General features: G+C 70.7%; 15 protein-coding genes. 11 read left to right on the plus strand and 4 right to left on the minus strand.

The window, feature by feature from the left end; all coding sequences use genetic code 11:
- The first annotated feature begins 70 nt into the window (after positions 1-70).
- The 3 genes from ADL29_RS08505 (at position 71) to argH (ending at position 3,270) form a co-directional block, all read left to right on the plus strand.
- Entirely contained in the window at positions 71-415 is a 345-nt protein-coding gene (locus ADL29_RS08505) for a DUF488 domain-containing protein (protein WP_157878432.1), read from the plus strand.
- A 140-nt stretch (positions 416-555) separates the two neighbouring features.
- Complete coding sequence (locus ADL29_RS08510; RefSeq protein ID WP_053923099.1) at positions 556-1,749, plus strand: argininosuccinate synthase; 1,194 nt, start codon at positions 556-558, stop codon at positions 1,747-1,749.
- 90 nt (positions 1,750-1,839) lie between these two features.
- Positions 1,840-3,270, plus strand: a complete 1,431-nt coding sequence (gene argH / locus ADL29_RS08515; RefSeq protein ID WP_053923100.1) for an argininosuccinate lyase — start codon at positions 1,840-1,842, stop codon at positions 3,268-3,270.
- 78 nt (positions 3,271-3,348) lie between these two features.
- Here the strand turns inward: argH and ADL29_RS08520 are convergent, their stop codons facing one another.
- A complete protein-coding gene (locus ADL29_RS08520) occupies positions 3,349-4,107 on the minus strand; it encodes a maleylpyruvate isomerase family mycothiol-dependent enzyme (protein ID WP_053923101.1) in 759 nt (252 codons plus the stop codon).
- A 136-nt stretch (positions 4,108-4,243) separates the two neighbouring features.
- Here ADL29_RS08520 and ADL29_RS08525 point away from each other — a divergent pair, with 136 nt between their 5' ends.
- The 3 genes from ADL29_RS08525 to ADL29_RS08535 all read left to right on the plus strand — a co-directional run bounded on the left by ADL29_RS08525 (position 4,244) and on the right by ADL29_RS08535 (position 8,880).
- On the plus strand, positions 4,244-4,795 hold the full coding sequence (locus ADL29_RS08525) for a TetR/AcrR family transcriptional regulator (RefSeq protein WP_053923102.1): 552 nt from the start codon (positions 4,244-4,246) through the stop codon (positions 4,793-4,795).
- The gene (locus ADL29_RS08530; protein WP_053923103.1) at positions 4,792-6,408 is read left to right on the plus strand and encodes an MFS transporter; all 1,617 of its coding nucleotides are present in this window, start codon (positions 4,792-4,794) and stop codon (positions 6,406-6,408) included. The genes ADL29_RS08525 and ADL29_RS08530 overlap by 4 nt, the downstream gene beginning before the upstream one ends.
- A gap of 507 nt (positions 6,409-6,915) precedes the next feature.
- Positions 6,916-8,880, plus strand: a complete 1,965-nt coding sequence (locus ADL29_RS08535) for a bifunctional metallophosphatase/5'-nucleotidase (RefSeq protein WP_053923104.1) — start codon at positions 6,916-6,918, stop codon at positions 8,878-8,880.
- Between the two features lie 80 nt (positions 8,881-8,960).
- Here ADL29_RS08535 and ADL29_RS08540 read toward each other — a convergent pair whose 3' ends face one another.
- Positions 8,961-9,629, minus strand: coding sequence for a lysophospholipid acyltransferase family protein (locus tag ADL29_RS08540; protein WP_053923105.1), 669 nt, complete (start codon positions 9,627-9,629; stop codon positions 8,961-8,963).
- 719 nt (positions 9,630-10,348) lie between these two features.
- Here ADL29_RS08540 and ADL29_RS08545 point away from each other — a divergent pair.
- Complete coding sequence (locus ADL29_RS08545) at positions 10,349-11,497, plus strand: glycerophosphodiester phosphodiesterase (protein WP_053923106.1); 1,149 nt, start codon at positions 10,349-10,351, stop codon at positions 11,495-11,497.
- 203 nt (positions 11,498-11,700) lie between these two features.
- A complete protein-coding gene (locus ADL29_RS08550) occupies positions 11,701-12,207 on the plus strand; it encodes a GNAT family N-acetyltransferase (protein WP_053923107.1) in 507 nt (168 codons plus the stop codon).
- Positions 12,208-12,293: 86 nt separating this feature from the next.
- Here the strand turns inward: ADL29_RS08550 and ADL29_RS08555 are convergent, their stop codons facing one another.
- Positions 12,294-12,740 (minus strand): hypothetical protein, encoded by a 447-nt coding sequence (locus tag ADL29_RS08555; protein WP_046928961.1) that lies wholly within the window; start codon positions 12,738-12,740, stop codon positions 12,294-12,296.
- Positions 12,733-13,101 carry a hypothetical protein gene (locus tag ADL29_RS08560; RefSeq protein WP_046928962.1) on the minus strand — a complete coding sequence of 123 codons (369 nt, stop codon included), beginning with the start codon at positions 13,099-13,101 and terminating at the stop codon, positions 12,733-12,735. Before ADL29_RS08560 ends, ADL29_RS08555 begins: the two co-directional genes overlap by 8 nt.
- A gap of 117 nt (positions 13,102-13,218) precedes the next feature.
- Here ADL29_RS08560 and ADL29_RS08565 point away from each other — a divergent pair, with 117 nt between their 5' ends.
- From ADL29_RS08565 to ADL29_RS08575, 3 genes are all read left to right on the plus strand, one after another.
- The gene (locus ADL29_RS08565; protein ID WP_053923108.1) at positions 13,219-13,866 is read left to right on the plus strand and encodes an HAD family hydrolase; all 648 of its coding nucleotides are present in this window, start codon (positions 13,219-13,221) and stop codon (positions 13,864-13,866) included.
- Positions 13,867-14,244: 378 nt separating this feature from the next.
- The gene (locus ADL29_RS08570; protein ID WP_053923109.1) at positions 14,245-15,339 is read left to right on the plus strand and encodes a methionine ABC transporter ATP-binding protein; all 1,095 of its coding nucleotides are present in this window, start codon (positions 14,245-14,247) and stop codon (positions 15,337-15,339) included.
- On the plus strand, positions 15,336-16,079 hold the full coding sequence (locus tag ADL29_RS08575) for a methionine ABC transporter permease (protein ID WP_053923110.1): 744 nt from the start codon (positions 15,336-15,338) through the stop codon (positions 16,077-16,079). The genes ADL29_RS08570 and ADL29_RS08575 overlap by 4 nt, the downstream gene beginning before the upstream one ends.
- Positions 16,080-16,164 lie beyond the last annotated feature (85 nt).

Raw genomic sequence — 16,164 nt, forward strand, 5'->3', positions numbered from 1 at the left:
TCCGGGCGGGCCCCGCCCGCCCGTGTTTGGATGGGGTATGGGCGGAATCTCCCGTAATGCCGATGTCCGCGTGCGACGCGTGTACGACCCTCCGGAGCCGGCCGACGGCGCCCGGGTGCTGGTGGACCGGCTGTGGCCGCGCGGACTGTCGAAGGCCGATGCGCTGCTGACCGAGTGGTGCAAGGACGTGGCGCCCTCGACGGAGCTGCGGCGCTGGTACCGGCACGAGGGGGAGCGCTACGAGCGGTTCGCCGAGCGCTATCGCGAGGAGCTGACGGGGGAGGCGGTGCAGCCGGCGCTGGCGCGGCTGCGGGAGCTGGCGGCGGATGGGCCGCTGACCCTGCTCACCGCGACGAAGGAGGTGGGGCAAAGCCATGTCCAGGTGCTGCTCGAGGTCCTCCGCGAGGGTTCCTGACGCGCTGCGGTATCCCCTCCGGCGCCCGTGCGGCACCCCACTGGAAGCTCGCTGACCTGCGCATTCATCGATGCGTTGACGAAACATACGGTGGAGTGCATACTTATACCCATCAGCGTATGCACCGTAAGGAGAAACCCGTGACCGAGCGCGTCGTACTCGCCTACTCGGGCGGCCTGGACACCTCCGTCTGTATCGGCTGGATCGCCGAGGAGACGGGCGCCGAGGTCATCGCCGTTGCCGTGGACGTCGGCCAGGGCGGCGAGGACCTGGACGTCATCCGCAAGCGCGCCCTCGCCTGCGGCGCCGTGGAGGCCGAGGTCGCGGACGCCAAGGACGAGTTCGCCGATGAGTACTGCCTCCCGGCGATCAAGGCCAATGCGCTGTACATGGACCGCTACCCGCTGGTCTCCGCGCTCTCCCGGCCGACGATCGTCAAGCACCTGGTCGCCGCCGCCAAGAAGCACGGCGCCACCACCGTCGCCCACGGCTGCACCGGCAAGGGCAACGACCAGGTCCGTTTCGAGGCCGGTATCTCCTCCCTCGCCCCCGATCTGAAGTGCATCGCGCCGGTCCGTGACTACGCGATGACCCGGGACAAGGCCATCGCCTTCTGCGAGGCCAACAACCTCCCGATCGCGACGACCAAGAAGTCGCCGTACTCGATCGACCAGAATGTCTTCGGGCGGGCCGTGGAGACCGGCTTCCTCGAGGACATCTGGAACGCCCCGATCGAGGACGTTTACGAGTACACCCAGAACCCGGCCACCCCGCGGGAGGCCGACGAGGTCGTCATCACCTTCGAGCAGGGTGTCCCGGTCGCCATCGACGGCAAGAAGGTCACCGTCCTCCAGGCGATCCAGGAGCTGAACGAGCGGGCCGGCGCCCAGGGCATCGGCCGGATCGACATGGTCGAGGACCGGCTCGTCGGCATCAAGTCCCGCGAGGTGTACGAGGCGCCCGGCGCCATCGCGCTGATCACCGCGCACCAGGAGCTGGAGAACGTCACCGTCGAGCGCGAACTGGCCCGCTACAAGCGGCAGGTCGAGCAGCGCTGGGGCGAACTGGTCTACGACGGCCTGTGGTTCTCCCCGCTCAAGCGGGCCCTGGACGGCTTCATCGACGAGGCCAGCCAGGCCGTCTCCGGCGACATCCGGATGACGCTGCACGGCGGCCGGGCGGTGGTCACCGGGCGGAAGTCCGACCAGTCGCTGTACGACTTCAACCTGGCGACGTACGACACCGGCGACACCTTCGACCAGTCGCTCTCCAAGGGCTTCATCGAGCTCTTCGGTATGTCCAGCAAGATCGCGGCCAAGCGCGACCTGGCCTGAGCCCCGCTCGTTACCCACGTACGACCGGCCGCCTCCTCACCCTCGCGGTGAGGGGGCGGTGGCACATCACGACCCCTCCGAGGAGCAGCAGTGAGCAGCAACAGCGGTGACGTCCGGCTCTGGGGCGGCCGTTTCGCCGCCGGACCAGCGGAGGCCCTGGCCCAGCTGTCGGCGTCGGTCCACTTCGACTGGCGGCTGGCCCCGTACGACATCGCCGGCTCCCGCGCACACGCCCGGGTGCTGCACAAGGCCGGGCTGCTGACGGCGGACGAGCTCGAGCGCATGATCGCCGGGCTCGACCGGCTCGAATCCGATGTCGCCGACGGCTCGTTCACCGGAACCATCGCCGACGAGGACGTGCACACCGCCCTGGAGCGCGGGTTGCTGGAGCGGCTCGGCCCGGACCTCGGCGGCAAGCTGCGGGCCGGCCGGTCCCGTAACGACCAGGTGGCCACGCTGTTCCGGATGTATCTGCGCGACCACGCCCGGATCATCGGCGGCCTGATCGCCGGTCTCCAGGAGGCCCTGATCGGCCTCGCCGAGGCGCATCCGGACGTCGCGATGCCGGGCCGTACGCATCTTCAGCACGCCCAGCCGGTGCTGTTTGCGCACCATGTGCTGGCGCATGTCCAGTCGCTGTCCCGGGACGCCGAGCGGCTGCGGCAGTGGGACGCGCGGACGGCGGTGTCCCCGTACGGCTCCGGCGCGCTCGCGGGTTCGTCGCTCGGCCTGGACCCCGAGGCGGTGGCCGAGGAGCTCGGCTTCGAGCACGGTTCGGCGGGCAACTCGATCGACGGCACCGCCTCGCGTGACTTCGTCGCCGAATTCGCCTTCATCACCGCGATGATCGGGGTCAACCTGTCGCGGATCGCGGAGGAGATCATCATCTGGAACACGAAGGAGTTCTCCTTCGTGACCCTGCACGACGCCTTCTCCACCGGCTCGTCGATCATGCCGCAGAAGAAGAACCCGGACATCGCCGAACTGGCGCGGGGCAAGTCGGGGCGGCTGATCGGCAATCTGACGGGGCTGCTGGCGACGCTCAAGGCCCTGCCGCTCGCCTACAACCGCGACCTCCAGGAGGACAAGGAGCCGGTCTTCGACTCCTGCGACCAACTGGAGGTGCTGCTCCCGGCGTTCACCGGCATGATGGCCACGCTGACCGTCCACCGCGAGCGGATGGAGGGGCTGGCCCCGGCCGGATTCTCGCTGGCCACCGACATCGCCGAGTGGCTGGTCAGGCAGGGCGTGCCGTTCCGGGTGGCGCACGAGGTCGCGGGGGAGTGCGTCAAGGAGTGCGAGGCGCACGGCATCGAGCTGGACCAGCTCACCGACGACCAGTTCGCCAAGATCTCCCCGCATCTGACGCCGGAGGTGCGCACGGTCCTCAACGTTCCGGGCGCCCTGGCCTCCCGCAGCGGACGGGGCGGCACCGCACCGTCCGCGGTCGCGGCGCAGCTCGCCGAGGTGAAGTCCGACCTGGCGGTGCAGCAGGCCTGGGCGACGGCCAAGCAGAAGTAGCGCACACCGGACGCCGACGGCGGCCCCTGCCCGGTCATCGGGCGGGGGCCGCCGCCGTTGTGCCCCGGACCGGCCGGCTCAGATCCAGGGCGGCAGCTGCGGGGCGTCGGCGGACGGCGCCGGCGCCCGGCCGGTGAGCCAGCCGAGCGCCGCCGCCCGGGTGGCCGTCACGACGGGGCCGTCACCCGCTCCGAAGGACCGGCGCTCACCGGTGTCGGTGAGGTGCAGCCGGAAGGCCGGCGGCTCGGCCCGGTCGGTGTAGTAGCCCGCCACATCGTCCAGGACGATCCCTGCGGCCTCGCCCGGGACCCGGTCGAAGGTGTAGCCGACGGCCAGATCGACATGGTGCACCACCATCTCGCGCAGCCGGATGACCAGGATCCGCTCCGGGGTGCACCGTTCCCCGGTGATCGGGCGGACGGCCGCCCGCCAGGCGTGCGGCGGCAGGGTGCGCAGATCCTCGTGGAACGCGTCCGCGGTGCGCTCCACATCGTCGACCATGTCCTGCCAGGGACGCCCGGCGCCTGCCTCGATCTCCCTGGCGCGCGCGTCGTAGCTCGCGTACTGCGGGTTCTCGACGCCGGTCCGCGCCCAGTCCAGCAGCTTGCGCAGGCCGTCCGTACTGCGCGCGACATGGGTGAGCAGATGTCCACGGGTCCAGCCCGGCAGTGCGCACTTCTCGCGGGCGGCGGCGCCGGGGAGGGCGCGGCACGCGGTCAGCAGGTCTTCGGTGGCGGCGGTGATGTGTGCCTGGATCCGGTCGCGCTGGTGCCGGCGGTTCTGCTCCTGGCGCTGCTCGCCGGCCGGCTCCTCGGCCTGATCGGTCTCCTGGGTCATTCACCCTCCCGAGTGCGGTGGTGGTGCGCGCCCGCGGACATCGTAGGTCCGGTCCATTGCCGTGGGGAGCGGGCGCCCGCCGTCCCAAGGCCGCTGCAGTGAGACATTGACGTCTCATTCGGGTACTCTGTGTCTCATGGCCGTAGATCGTGAACAGGTACTCACCCAAGCCGCCGCGCTGCTCGCCCGCCGGGCGACGACGTCGATGGACGAGATCGCCCGCGCCGCCGGCATCAGCCGGGCCACCCTGCACCGGCACTTCGCGGGACGCGACGCGCTGATCCGCGCCCTCGAACAGCACGGCATCGAGCGGTTCACCCAGGCCATGGACGCGGCCCGGCTCGACGACGGCCCCGCCTGCGACGCACTGCGCCGGCTGATCACCGAGGCCGAACAGGTCGCGGGCGTACTGGCCTTCCTCTTCACCGAGAACCAGCTCTTCGAGGGCGCGGAGATCAACGCGGGCTGGGCCCGGCTGGACGCCCGTCTCCACGCCCTCTTCCGCCGCGGCCAGGAACAGGGCGAATTCCGCATCGACCTCAGCGCCGCCTGGCTCACCGAGGCGTTCTACGGCCTGATCGGCGCCGGTGCCTGGTCCGTCCACGAAGGGCGCGTCGCCCGCAACGACCTCAACCACTCGATCGCCGAGCTGCTGCTCGGCGGCATCCGACGGAGCATGGAGAAATGACCGAGACACTGGCGTCAGGACCGGCCGGTTCGGCCCATGTGGACGACCAGCCCCGCCCAGGTCGCTGGCTCGCCCTCGCCGTTCTCGTCCTCGCCGTCCTGCTGGTCGGCGTCGACGCCACGGTCCTGGGCCTCGCCACCCCCTTCCTCAGCGAGGACCTCGAGCCCTCCGGGACGCAGCTGCTGTGGATCGGTGACATCTACTCCTTCGTCATCGCCGGACTGCTGGTCTCCATGGGCAGCCTCGGCGACCGCATCGGCCGCAAGAAACTGCTGCTCATCGGCTCGCTCGCATTCGGCGCGCTGTCCGCGGTGTGCGCCTACTCCACCAGCGCGGAGATGATGATCGCCGCCCGTGCCCTGCTGGGCGTGGCCGGTGCGACGCTGATGCCGTCCACCCTGGCGCTGATCCGCAACCTCTTCCACGACCCCAAGGAACGCAGCCTCGCGGTCGGCATATGGGGCGCGATGGCCTCGGCCGGCACCGCCGTCGGCCCGGTCCTCGGCGGCTTTCTGCTGGGCCACTTCTGGTGGGGCTCGGTCTTCCTCATCAACCTGCCGGTGATGGCGCTCCTTGTGGTCGTCGGCATCAGGGTGATCCCGGAATCCCGTAACCCCGATCCCGGCCCCTGGGACATTCCCAGCGTCCTGCTGTCCCTGGTGGGCATCGTCGGCGTCGTCTACGCCATCAAGGAAGCGGCGGTACACGGCTACCGCTGGGACATCCTGACCGCCGGCCTGCTCGGCCTGCTCGCCCTCGTCGTCTTCGTACGCCGCCAGCTCACCCTCGCCTCCCCCCTGCTCAACATGAAGCTCTTCCACCACCGGGGCTTCTCCGGCGCCGTGCTGGCCGATCTGCTCACCATCCTCGGCCTGTCCGGACTGGTCTTCTTCCTCTCCCAGTTCCTCCAGATGGTGCAGATGCGCCCGCCGTTCAACGCCGGGCTCGTCGAACTCCCCGCCGCGGTCGGCGCGGTCGGCGCCGGCCTCGCCGCCGGCTATGTCGCCCGCCGGCTGTCCGTACGCCTCGTGGTGGCCGGCGGCCTCGCGGTCGTCGGGCTCTCGCTCGTCGGCTCCACGACCCTGCACGCCGACACCGGCACCGCCTCGATCGGCCTCATCCTCTTCGTCGTCGGCGTCGGCGCGGGATTCTCCTTCACCGTCACCGCCGATGTGATCCTCTCCAGCGTGCCCAAGGAGGAGGCCGGCGCCGCCTCCGCCGTCTCCGAGACGGCGTACGAACTCGGCTCCGCGCTCGGCATCGCGCTGCTCGGCTCCATCGTCACCGGCATCTACCGCGGCTTCACGGTCCCCGCCGGGGTGCCCGCCGAGGCCGCCGACGCCGCCCGCGAATCGCTCGGCGGCGCCATCGAGGTGGCCAAGGACCTCCCCGCCGCCCAGGGCACCGCCCTGCTGAAGGCCGCTCAGCAGACCTTCGTCAACGGCCTGGACATCGCCGTGGGGGTGAGCGCCGTGGTCCTGCTGGGCGCCGCCGTCGCCGCGTGGCTCCTCCTGCGGGGACAGGAACTGGGCAGCAGCCCGGTGCCGCCCGGGACGACGACGGACGCCCGCCCGAAGCCGGAGCCGGAGGCCATGGGGGGCGCGGGCGTCTGACGGGGGTGCTGACGGGGGCCCGGGGCGCGGAGTCCTCGATGCATCCGACTTCCCGCACGGCGGTGCCTCCGGTACCCACCGGACCGTTGACGGACTGAGGGGAATTCCGCGTCCGGCGGATCTCCCCCGGACCTTCTGACGCGGAATCACGTGCCGCCGACGAACAGTCCGGCAGAATTCGGCGTACGCATCCGGTGCTCCCGTCCTCGTTCGCCGGCCGCCACCCCGTGCGTCCTGCGAAGGCGCGTCGGATGTCAGACGTCCCAGGTCCCACGGCCCCGCCGCCGACGCCCCGCCTGGAGACATCCGGGTCATGACGGGCCGTCGACGGGCGTGTCCTGCGAAGGGCCGCGCCGCCCACCCGCCATGATCCACAAGACACGCCCCGGGGCGACTGTCCCCTGGCCGTTCACGCCCGGTACCCGTCCTGGTGGCCGGACGTCCCGCACGGCTTGTCTGACTCTCCTGTCGTCCCCCCACGCTCGGCCCGCTCAGGAGAGTGACGCAGTGCGCGACATCGGACGACGGTTCTTCTTCACCGCGGCGGGGGCCATGGCCACCGCGAGCGCCATCGGCAGCAATGCCTTCGCCACCGGCCACGCCCGCGACGCGGGCACCGCCGACGAATACGTCGATGTGCAATTGCTCAACATCACCGACCTGCACGGATTTCTCCAGGGTGCACCCGGCGGGCATTCCGTCATTACCGGAGCGGGCGGCAAGGCGTACACCGTGGGCGGCGTCGCCTATATGGCGGCCCATCTGGAGCGGCTGCGGGACGGGCGCCGTAACTCACTCTTCTTCGCCCCCGGCGACCTCTTCTCCGGCTGGGAATTCGACGCATCCACCTTCGCCGACGAGCCCACCATCGAGGCGCTCAACGCCATGCGCCTGGATTTCGCCTCCGCCGGAAACCATGAATTCGACAAATCGGCGACCTATCTCACCGCGCACATGGAAAAGGGCACCACCTACCCCGTGGTGGGCCGCGACGACTCCTTCGAGGACTCGACCGGCCGGCGATTCCGCGGCGCCGACTTCCTGTACTACAGCGCTAACATGGTGTGGAACGAGAGCGGCAAGACCGTCCTCCCGCCGTATAACATCGCGTACGTGGACGCCGGCCGCGGCCGCCGGCTCCCCATCGGCTTCATCCACCTCACCGCCCTCGGCACCGAAACCTTCCCCGGCTCCTACCAGCCGGGCCTGCGCACCCTCGACGAACTCGAAACCGCCAACCGCTGCGCCGCCGAACTGAAGTCACAAGGCGTCAACGCGATCGTCCTGAGCATGCACGACGGCGCGGTCGCCGGCAGCGACTTCTCCAGCGGCAGCAACCCCTCCGGCCCCGCCTACGAACTGGCGCTCCGCGTCTCCTCGGACATCGACGCCATCGTCACCGGCCACTGGCACTGCGCGTTCACCATGATGCTGCCGGACCCCAGCGGCAACCCCCGCCCCTTCGTCGAGGCGGGCTGCTACGGCCAGCTCATCAACGAGATCAGTCTGCGCCTCGACCCCGACACCGGCGAGGTGATCCGGCCGCTGACCACGGCCACCAACCACCCCAACACCCGCGATGTGACCCCGCACCCCACACTGCGGTCCATCGCCGACTACTGGGCGGGCTACGGCACCCGGCGCGCCGCCACCGCACTCGGCAGACAGACCGCCTCCTTCACCCGCAGGCGCAACGCTGCGGGCGAGAGCACGATGGGCGACCTCGTCGCCGACTGGGCGCTCTGGGCGGGCAAGCAGCCGCACGGCCCGATGGACGACCCGGGCCAGAACCCCAACACCCCCGCCGAACTCGCCGTCATCGCGGTTGCGCCGCGTGTCGGCCAGGCCATCATCGCCGGTGACCTGGTACGTGACGAGGCGTCGGACGGCGCCATCACCCTGGGCAGGGCCTGGAACGCGGTCGGCTTCGGCGACCCGATCATGACGGTGACCGTCACCGGCGCCCAGATCCACGACGCGCTGGAGGAACAGTGGGCCCCCGTCGCCGGCGGCCTCGGCTTCGCACCGCTGGCCGTCTCCGCCAATGTCCGCTACACCTTCGACGCCGCCGGCCCGGTCGGCCGCCGCGTCGACCCCGCCGAGGTCTTCATCGACGGAACCGCCCTCGACCCGGCCCGCAGCTACCGCCTCGCCGCGCCCTCGTACACCCTCATCAACCAGGACGGCTACCGCGCCTTCTCCGGATTCACCGCACCCGTACGGCACACCCGCGACTTCGAGAGCTTCGTGGAATTCGTCCGTACGCAGCAGCGGCTGACGCCCGCCCCGCTGAACCGGGTGGCGGTGAAGAACGCGGAGGCGCCGGGCGCCCGGATCGGTGCCGTCATGGAACGGCCGGTGATGCAGTCCGACGGCAGCAGGATCCCGCGGCCGGAGGCGGCGCTGCGGCTGGCGCTGACCGGCGGCCCCGAAGGGCAGCGCGCGCCGGGCGGCTACCGGGTGCCCTGCTGACGGCACCGGACAGCGCAACGGGCCCCGTCCGGATCGAAGAAGGACGGGGCCCGGCGCACGGGATACGGAGGAGGGAGGGGTCAGGCGGCCCTGGCCTTGGTGGCGTACATGTCGACGTATTCCTGGCCGGACAGCTCCATGACGTCGCTCATCACCTCGTCGGTGACGGCCCGCAGGACATAGCGGTCGCGGTCCATACCGTCGTAGCGGGAGAAGTCCAGCGCCTCACCGAAGCGGATGGTGACCGGGGCGATGCGTGGCACGCCCTTGCCGCCGGGCTGCACCTTGTCGGTGCCGATCATCGCGAACGGGACGACGGGGGCGCCGGTCATCAGCGTGAGCCGGGCGATGCCGGTGCGGCCGCGGTAGAGGCGGCCGTCGGGGGAGCGGGTGCCCTCGGGGTAGATGCCGAAGACCTTCCCCTCCTCCAGGACCCGGCGGCCGGTCATCAGCGCCGCCACACCGCCGTGCCCGCCGTCCCGGTCCACCGGGATCATGCCGGTGCTGGTGAAGAACCAGGCCATCAGCCGGCCCTTGAGCCCCTTGCCGGTGACGTACTCGTCCTTGCCGATGAAGTACACCGGGCGCTTGACCACCAGGCCCAGGAACAACGAGTCGATGAAGGTGACGTGATTGCCGGCCAGGATCACCGGTCCGGTCTCCGGAATGCGCTCCATGCCCTCGACCTTCGGGCGGTAAAGGACACGCATGACGAATCCGAGAATCGCCTTGAGCACAATGCGGGACAACGGGTCCTCCGGGTCGTGGCTGGGCAGTGTCGGGGCGGCAGGGAGCTCGGCAGCGAACTCTGCAGCCCAGGACGATACTCGCGGGTCACCTGCGCGCGCACATCGGGTTCACGAGGTCGATACGGAGAGTTGACCCGCGGTTGACGTGTGTTACCGCCGTGTTCCCTCCGATGTCGACGTGTGTCTCCCCTGTGCCGCCTGTCCGTGCTTACGATCGGCGGGTGATTTGGCAGGTGCGGGTCAGGGGGCGAGTCCCCCTCGGGTGCCGCAACGCGCCGCGCCGGGCGGGTAATCCGTGCCGGGCGGGGAGTCCGGGGAAATCCGGGGAATCCCCGAGGAATTGGCGGGGAGAACCCCGAGGGACCCCGGAGGCCGCCTCAGGGCAAACCCGGAGAGCAGCCCCTGAGGAACCCGAGGAGCAGGAAACCCACGGAACTGGACAGCCCGGTGCGGGCCCGATGAGCCCCATGGTCCCGCCGGTCCGGAGGGAACCGGCCGCCCCGGCCGCCCCGACAGCCCTGGACGTGAAGACCGCCCCGGGTCACCGGACCACCCGGACCCTGCAAACGCCCACGTCACCTACGTCACAGCCGAATTGCGCCGTACGCCTTCGCATCCTGGGAAGGCATCCGGCGGAACGGGCCGGACACCCCGGACCCGGACCCCATCACCCCTACCGTCCCGGAACCCCCGGACTTCACCCACCAAGGAGCACGAGCATGGACAAGCGGCAGCGGCCAGGACGCCGGACACTGCTGGGGGCCGCGGCCCTGGGCGCGGGAGCGGCGGTGTTCGGCGGCGCCGGTCAGGCGAGTGCCCGTGAGGCGAGCCGCGGCGGCGCGCCCCGGGAGCTGCCGGTGCCGCTGGTCGTCGGCCACCGCGGCGCCAGCGGATACCGCCCCGAGCACACCTTCGGCTCGTACGAGCTCGCGCTGGCGATGGGCGCGGACGTCATCGAGGCGGGCGACCTCGTACCGACCAAGGACGGCCATCTCATCTGCCGTCACGAGAACGACATCACCGCCACCACCGATGTCGCGGACCACCCGGAGTTCGCCGGCCGCAAGACGACGAAGACGGTCGACGGCAAGAAGATCACCGGCTGGTTCACCGAGGACTTCACGCTCGCCGAGATCAAGACCCTGCGCGCCAAGGAGCGCATACCGGACGTCCGCCGGCACAACACGCTCTACAACGGCGTCTGGCAGATCCCCACCTTCGAAGAGGTCCTGCAGTGGGCCCGGAAGAAGGAGCGCGAGCGCGGGCGCCCGGTCTGGCTGCACATCGAGACCAAGCACCCCACCTACTTCCGCAAGGCGGGCCTGGGCCTGGAGGAGCGGGTGGCCAAGCTGCTGCGCCGGTACGGCCGCGACAAGAAGAGCTCCCCGAACTTCCTGCAGTCCTTCGAGCCCAGCAGCATCCAGCGGCTCGGCCGGCTGGGCCTGGACTGCCCCAAAGTCGTGCTGCTGGACGAGCCGAGCGTGCGGCCCGCGGACTTCGTCGAGGCCGGCGACCCGCGCACCACGGCCGACCTGCTGAAGCCCGAGGGGCTCAAGTGGATCGCGGGCTTCGCCCAGGGCATCGGGCCCTGGCTGCCGCAGATCATCGCGCAGGACAAGGACGGCAAGCTCGGCAAGCCCACCACGCTCGTCTCCGACGCGCACGCCGCGGGCCTGGTCGTCCATCCGTACACCGTGCGCAACGAGAACAGTTTCCTGCCGCTGGACTTCCGCGTCGGCAAGAACCCGGGCGACTACGGCAACTCGCTCGCGTACTTCAAGGCGCTCTTCGCGACCGGCATCGACGGGCTGTTCTCCGACAACCCGGACACCGCGCTGCTCGCCGCCGCGGAGTTCCGCAAGCACTGAGCACCGCCGCACCGGACCGGCCCCGGCCTCCCCGGATCCTTGGCAATCTCATCTGAGTTGGGAATGTCACAGAGGAGCTTGGGGCCGGTCCGTCCCCCATGTCTCATATGTCTGCACACCATGCGCCCCGGCGGAGATTGCCGCTGCCACATTCCGGGGAATCCGGAAGCACGCAGCGAACCGAAAAGGGGAGGCATACGCGCATGGGCACGAGCGTGACCATCTCTGCGGCGACCGACCAGGATGCCGAACAGATCCTCAAACTGCAGTACCTCTGCTACCAGTCGGAGGCCGCGCTGTATGACGACTACGGCATCGAGCCGCTCACCCAGACCCTGGACGCCCTGCGTGCCGAACTGGCCGAGGGGTGCGTGGTGGTGGCCCGGCTCGGCGGGGAGGTGGTCGGTTCGGTGCGCGGCACGGTCGACGCGGACGGCACCGCGAAGATAGCCAAGCTCATCGTGCACCCGCGGATGCAGCGGCACGGGCTGGGCGGCCGGCTGCTGGACGCCGTCGAGCGGCGGCTCGCGGACGAGCGCTCCGCCAAGCGCTACCGCCTCTTCACCGGCCACCGCAGCGAGGTCAGTCTGCGGCTGTACCGCAGTCACGGTTATGTGCCCGTCGGCACCGTGCCCCGCCCCCGGGCGCTGACCGAGGTGACCCTGGAGAAGGAGCTGGTGCCGGCCGGGGTGTCCGTGGCCGGCGCCTAGGGGGCCACCGGCCCGAAGACCGGTGCGTGGGCCTGCTGTGGGGGCGGGCCCGCGCACCACCCTTCCGGTCGTTTCCGCCGCTGCGGTCAGGCCGTCGCCGTACGCGCCCGGCGCAGCCACATCAGGCCGGTGACGGGCAGGACGACCGGGATGAAGAGGTAGTCCATGCCGTAGTCCGACCACACGGTCTGGTCGGGGAAGGCGGACGGCTCGGCCAGCGTCCAGGTGCCGATGCCCAGCACCCCGATCAGCTCCAGCGCGCAGGAGACGGCCGCCGCCTTGCGGGCGCCCTCGCCGCCGCGTACCAGGGAGAACAGGATGAAGCCGTAGACGACCGCGGAGACCGCCGAGAGGCTGTACGCCAGCGGCGCCACCTCGAACTGGGCGATCACCTGGAAGAGGGAGCGGGACGCGGCGGCGACGGTGAAGACGCCGTAGACGGTCACCAGGAGGCGTCCGGGGCCGGTGCCCAGGGAGCGCTTCGCCGGGGCCGCGGCGGCCTCCGCCGCCCCGGGCGTCGTGGTCTCAGGCACTGCCGCCTCCCCAGATGTCGAACAGCCGCACTTCCAGCACCGCCAGCACGACGCCGCCCGCCGCGACGGTGGCCGAACCCCAGCGGGTGCGCTCCGACAGCGACATGAAGCCGGTCGCCGGGACGCAGGCGGCGGCCCCCAGCAGATACGCCACAAAGATCGCGGTGCCCTCGTCCGGCGACTGTCCGCGCGCCAACTGCACGCAGCCTATGACCAGTTGGGCGATGCCGAGCAGTGACACGACGGCCATGCCGATGAAGTGCCAGTCCTTGGTCGGCTGGTCGCGGTAGGTGGCCCAGCCGCACCAGGCGGCGAGGGCGAGAGCGGTCACGGCGACCGCGATGGTCAGCGCGTCGATCACCGGGACCTCCGCGCGGCGCGGGGGAGCGCCGAGGGGTTGTGGGGCATGGAGCGATGCTAATCGGCGCCGGGCAGGCGGCTGTCCTCGGCCCCGCCGTGGCACGTACCCTCGTCGAACATGAAGATCTCCGCGGATGCGCTCCTTTTCGACAATGACGGCACGCTGGTCTCCTCGATCGAGTCCGTGCGCCGGTGCTGGACCAGATGGGCGCAGGAGTACGGCGTCACCGAGGACGACTTCGCGCGCGTCGGGCTGCACGGGCGGACGGCCGCCGAGATCGTCGCGGATCTGGTGCCCGCCGACCGGGCGCCCGAGGCGCTGGCCCGGATCGAGCGGCTGGAGGTCGAGGACGTCCCGGGCGGGGTCGTCGCGCTGCCGGGCACGCTCGCGCTGCTGGAGAGCCTGCCCGCCGAGAAGTGGGCCGTGGTCACCTCCGCCACCCGGGAGCTGGCCGAGGCCCGGCTGGCCGAGGCCGGGATACGGCCCAAGAACCTGATAGCCGCGGATGACGTCAGCCGCGGCAAGCCCGACCCGGAGCCGTTTCTGCTCGCCGCCGAGCGGCTCGGCGTGGACCCCGCACGCTGTGTCGTCTTCGAGGACGCGCCCGTCGGCCTGACGGCCGGACGCGCCGCCGGGATGGCGACCGTGGCGTTGACCACAACGCACACCGCCCGGGAGCTGTCCGCGGACGCCGTCGTGGCCGATCTGTCGGCGGTATCCGCGCAGGCCACGGACGGGGCGGTGGAGATCACCGTCGCCGGGTAGGAACGGCCGGTGAGCAGTCCACGGACCGATCGGCCATGTCCGCTATCCGGACAGGCTTGATCGGTCCGTAGCGGTCTCTGGTTTACTTGCCGCCATGACCGCGACGAGCTCCCGCACCCCTGCGACCGAGGCGAAAATGACGCCCGGTGCTCGTTGTCTGTGTCGAATGTGTGACCGCTGAGGGCCCCCGCCTGAGCCTCGCGCCCCGAAGCGAGACCTTGCGATGTCATCGAGAAGTCATCGACGACACACGCCGCCCCGCGTCACCGGAACCCGAAGCCGGGCCCCTGCCCCCCGGGTTCCTTACTGCCGCACTCGCAAGAATGCCCCGTACCCGGTGGGCGAGCCGCCGGGCACTCGACAGTGACGGAATTCCCTGTGATCACCACAACGGGCCTGACCAAGGTCTACCGTTCAGGAGACCGCGAAGTCACCGCCCTGGACGGCGTCGATCTGCACGTCCGCGAGGGCGAGGTGTACGGCGTCATCGGCCAGAGCGGCGCCGGTAAATCCACCCTCATCCGCTGCCTCAACCTCCTGGAGCGCCCCACCTCCGGCACGGTCACCGTCGCCGGCCAGGACCTGACCGCGCTCGCCGGACGCGGACCGCGCGCCAACGCCGCGCTGCGGGCCGCCCGCAGCCACATCGGCATGGTCTTCCAGCACTTCAACCTGCTGTCCTCGCGCACCGTCCAGGACAACGTCGAACTGCCCCTGGAGATCCTCAAGGTCGACCGGCGCGAGCGCTCCCGCAAGGCCCTCGAACTGCTGGACCTGGTCGGCCTCGCCGACAAGGCCCAGGCCTACCCCGGCCAGCTCTCCGGCGGCCAGAAGCAGCGCGTCGGCATCGCCCGCGCCCTCGCCGGCGACCCCAAGGTGCTGCTCTCCGACGAGGCCACCAGCGCCCTCGACCCCGAGACCACCCGCTCCATCCTCCAGCTGCTGCGCGACCTCAACCGCCAGCTGGGCCTGACCGTCGTGCTCATCACGCACGAGATGGACGTCGTCAAGACGATCTGCGACTCGGCCGCGCTGATGAAGAACGGCCGGGTCGTGGAGCAGGGCACCGTCGCCGAACTGCTGGCCACGCCCGGCTCGGAGCTGGCCCGCGAGCTGTTCCCCGTGGGCGGCGAGCCCTCCGGTGACGACCGCACCGTCGTCGACATCACCTTCCACGGATCGGCCGCCACCCGCCCGGTGATCTCCGAGCTGGCCCGTACCTACAACGTCGACATCTCCATCCTCGGCGCCGCCATGGACACCGTCGGCGGCAAGCAGATCGGCCGGATGCGCATCGAGCTGCCCGGCCGGTTCGAGGAGAACGTCGTACCCATCGGCTTCCTGCGCGAGCAGGGACTCCAGGTGGACGTGGCCGCCGTCGCGGAGGCCGCCGACACCACGGGAACCGACCCCGCCGCGCAACCGGCGATCCCGGTGCCCGCCGCCCCGCTCGAGAAGGAAGCTGCCAAGTGAGCTGGAACGACATGCAGCCGCTGCTGTACGACAACACGCTCGACACGCTCTTCATGGTGTGGTGGTCGACGTTCTACGCGGTGCTCTTCGGCATACCCGTCGGCGTGCTGCTGCATCTGACCGAGCGCGGCGCCCTGCTGCAGAACGTCGTGGTGAACAAGGTTCTCGGCGCGATCGTGAACATCGGGCGGTCCTTTCCGTTCCTGATCCTGATCGTGGTGCTGATCCCGTTCACCCGCCTTGTCGTCGGTGTCTCCATCGGCCCCACCGGCGCGGTCGTCCCGCTCGCCATCGCGGCCATCCCCTTCTTCGCCCGCCTCGTCGAGGCCGCGCTCCGCGAGGTCGACAAGGGCCTGATCGAGGCCGCCCAGGCAATGGGCGGCGGTACCTGGACGATCATCTTCAAGGTGCTGCTCCCGCAGGCCCTGCCCGCCCTGGTCGCGGCCGTCACCACCACCGTCATCACCCTGATCGGCTACTCCGCGATCGCCGGCGCGGTCGGCGGCGGCGGCCTCGGCAACCTCGCCTACACCTACGGCTACCAGCAGTACGAGACCTCCCTGATGATCACCACCGTGGTGGAGCTGATCGTCCTGGTCACCCTCGTCCAGCTGCTCGGTGACCTCATCGTCCGCCGCCTCGCCGGCCGCGGCACCCGCGCCTCCTCCGTACGCGTCGGCCTGCGCCGCCTGCGCACCTCGGTGGACGAGGCGACCCTCGGCACGGTCGACGCCGCCTGACCCACCCCCTGCACCACCCCACGAGCCCGGACCCTTTGCCGGGCACACCACTCACGCGCCGCCGGCCCGTGAACGTGAAAAAGAA

Origin of the sequence: Streptomyces chattanoogensis (genome assembly GCF_001294335.1) — a bacterium.
Lineage (GTDB): Bacteria > Actinomycetota > Actinomycetes > Streptomycetales > Streptomycetaceae > Streptomyces > Streptomyces chattanoogensis.

Excerpts from the sequence above, each read along its gene's own strand:
- ADL29_RS08520 (WP_053923101.1), bottom strand. The coding sequence starts at position 4,107 with ATGACCCAGGAGACCGATCAGGCCGAGGAGCCGGCCGGCGAGCAGCGC.
- ADL29_RS08525 (WP_053923102.1), top strand. The coding sequence starts at position 4,244 with ATGGCCGTAGATCGTGAACAGGTACTCACCCAAGCCGCCGCGCTGCTC.
- ADL29_RS08530 (WP_053923103.1), top strand. The coding sequence starts at position 4,792 with ATGACCGAGACACTGGCGTCAGGACCGGCCGGTTCGGCCCATGTGGAC.
- ADL29_RS08545 (WP_053923106.1), top strand. The coding sequence starts at position 10,349 with ATGGACAAGCGGCAGCGGCCAGGACGCCGGACACTGCTGGGGGCCGCG.
- ADL29_RS08550 (WP_053923107.1), top strand. The coding sequence starts at position 11,701 with ATGGGCACGAGCGTGACCATCTCTGCGGCGACCGACCAGGATGCCGAA.
- ADL29_RS08565 (WP_053923108.1), top strand. The coding sequence starts at position 13,219 with ATGAAGATCTCCGCGGATGCGCTCCTTTTCGACAATGACGGCACGCTG.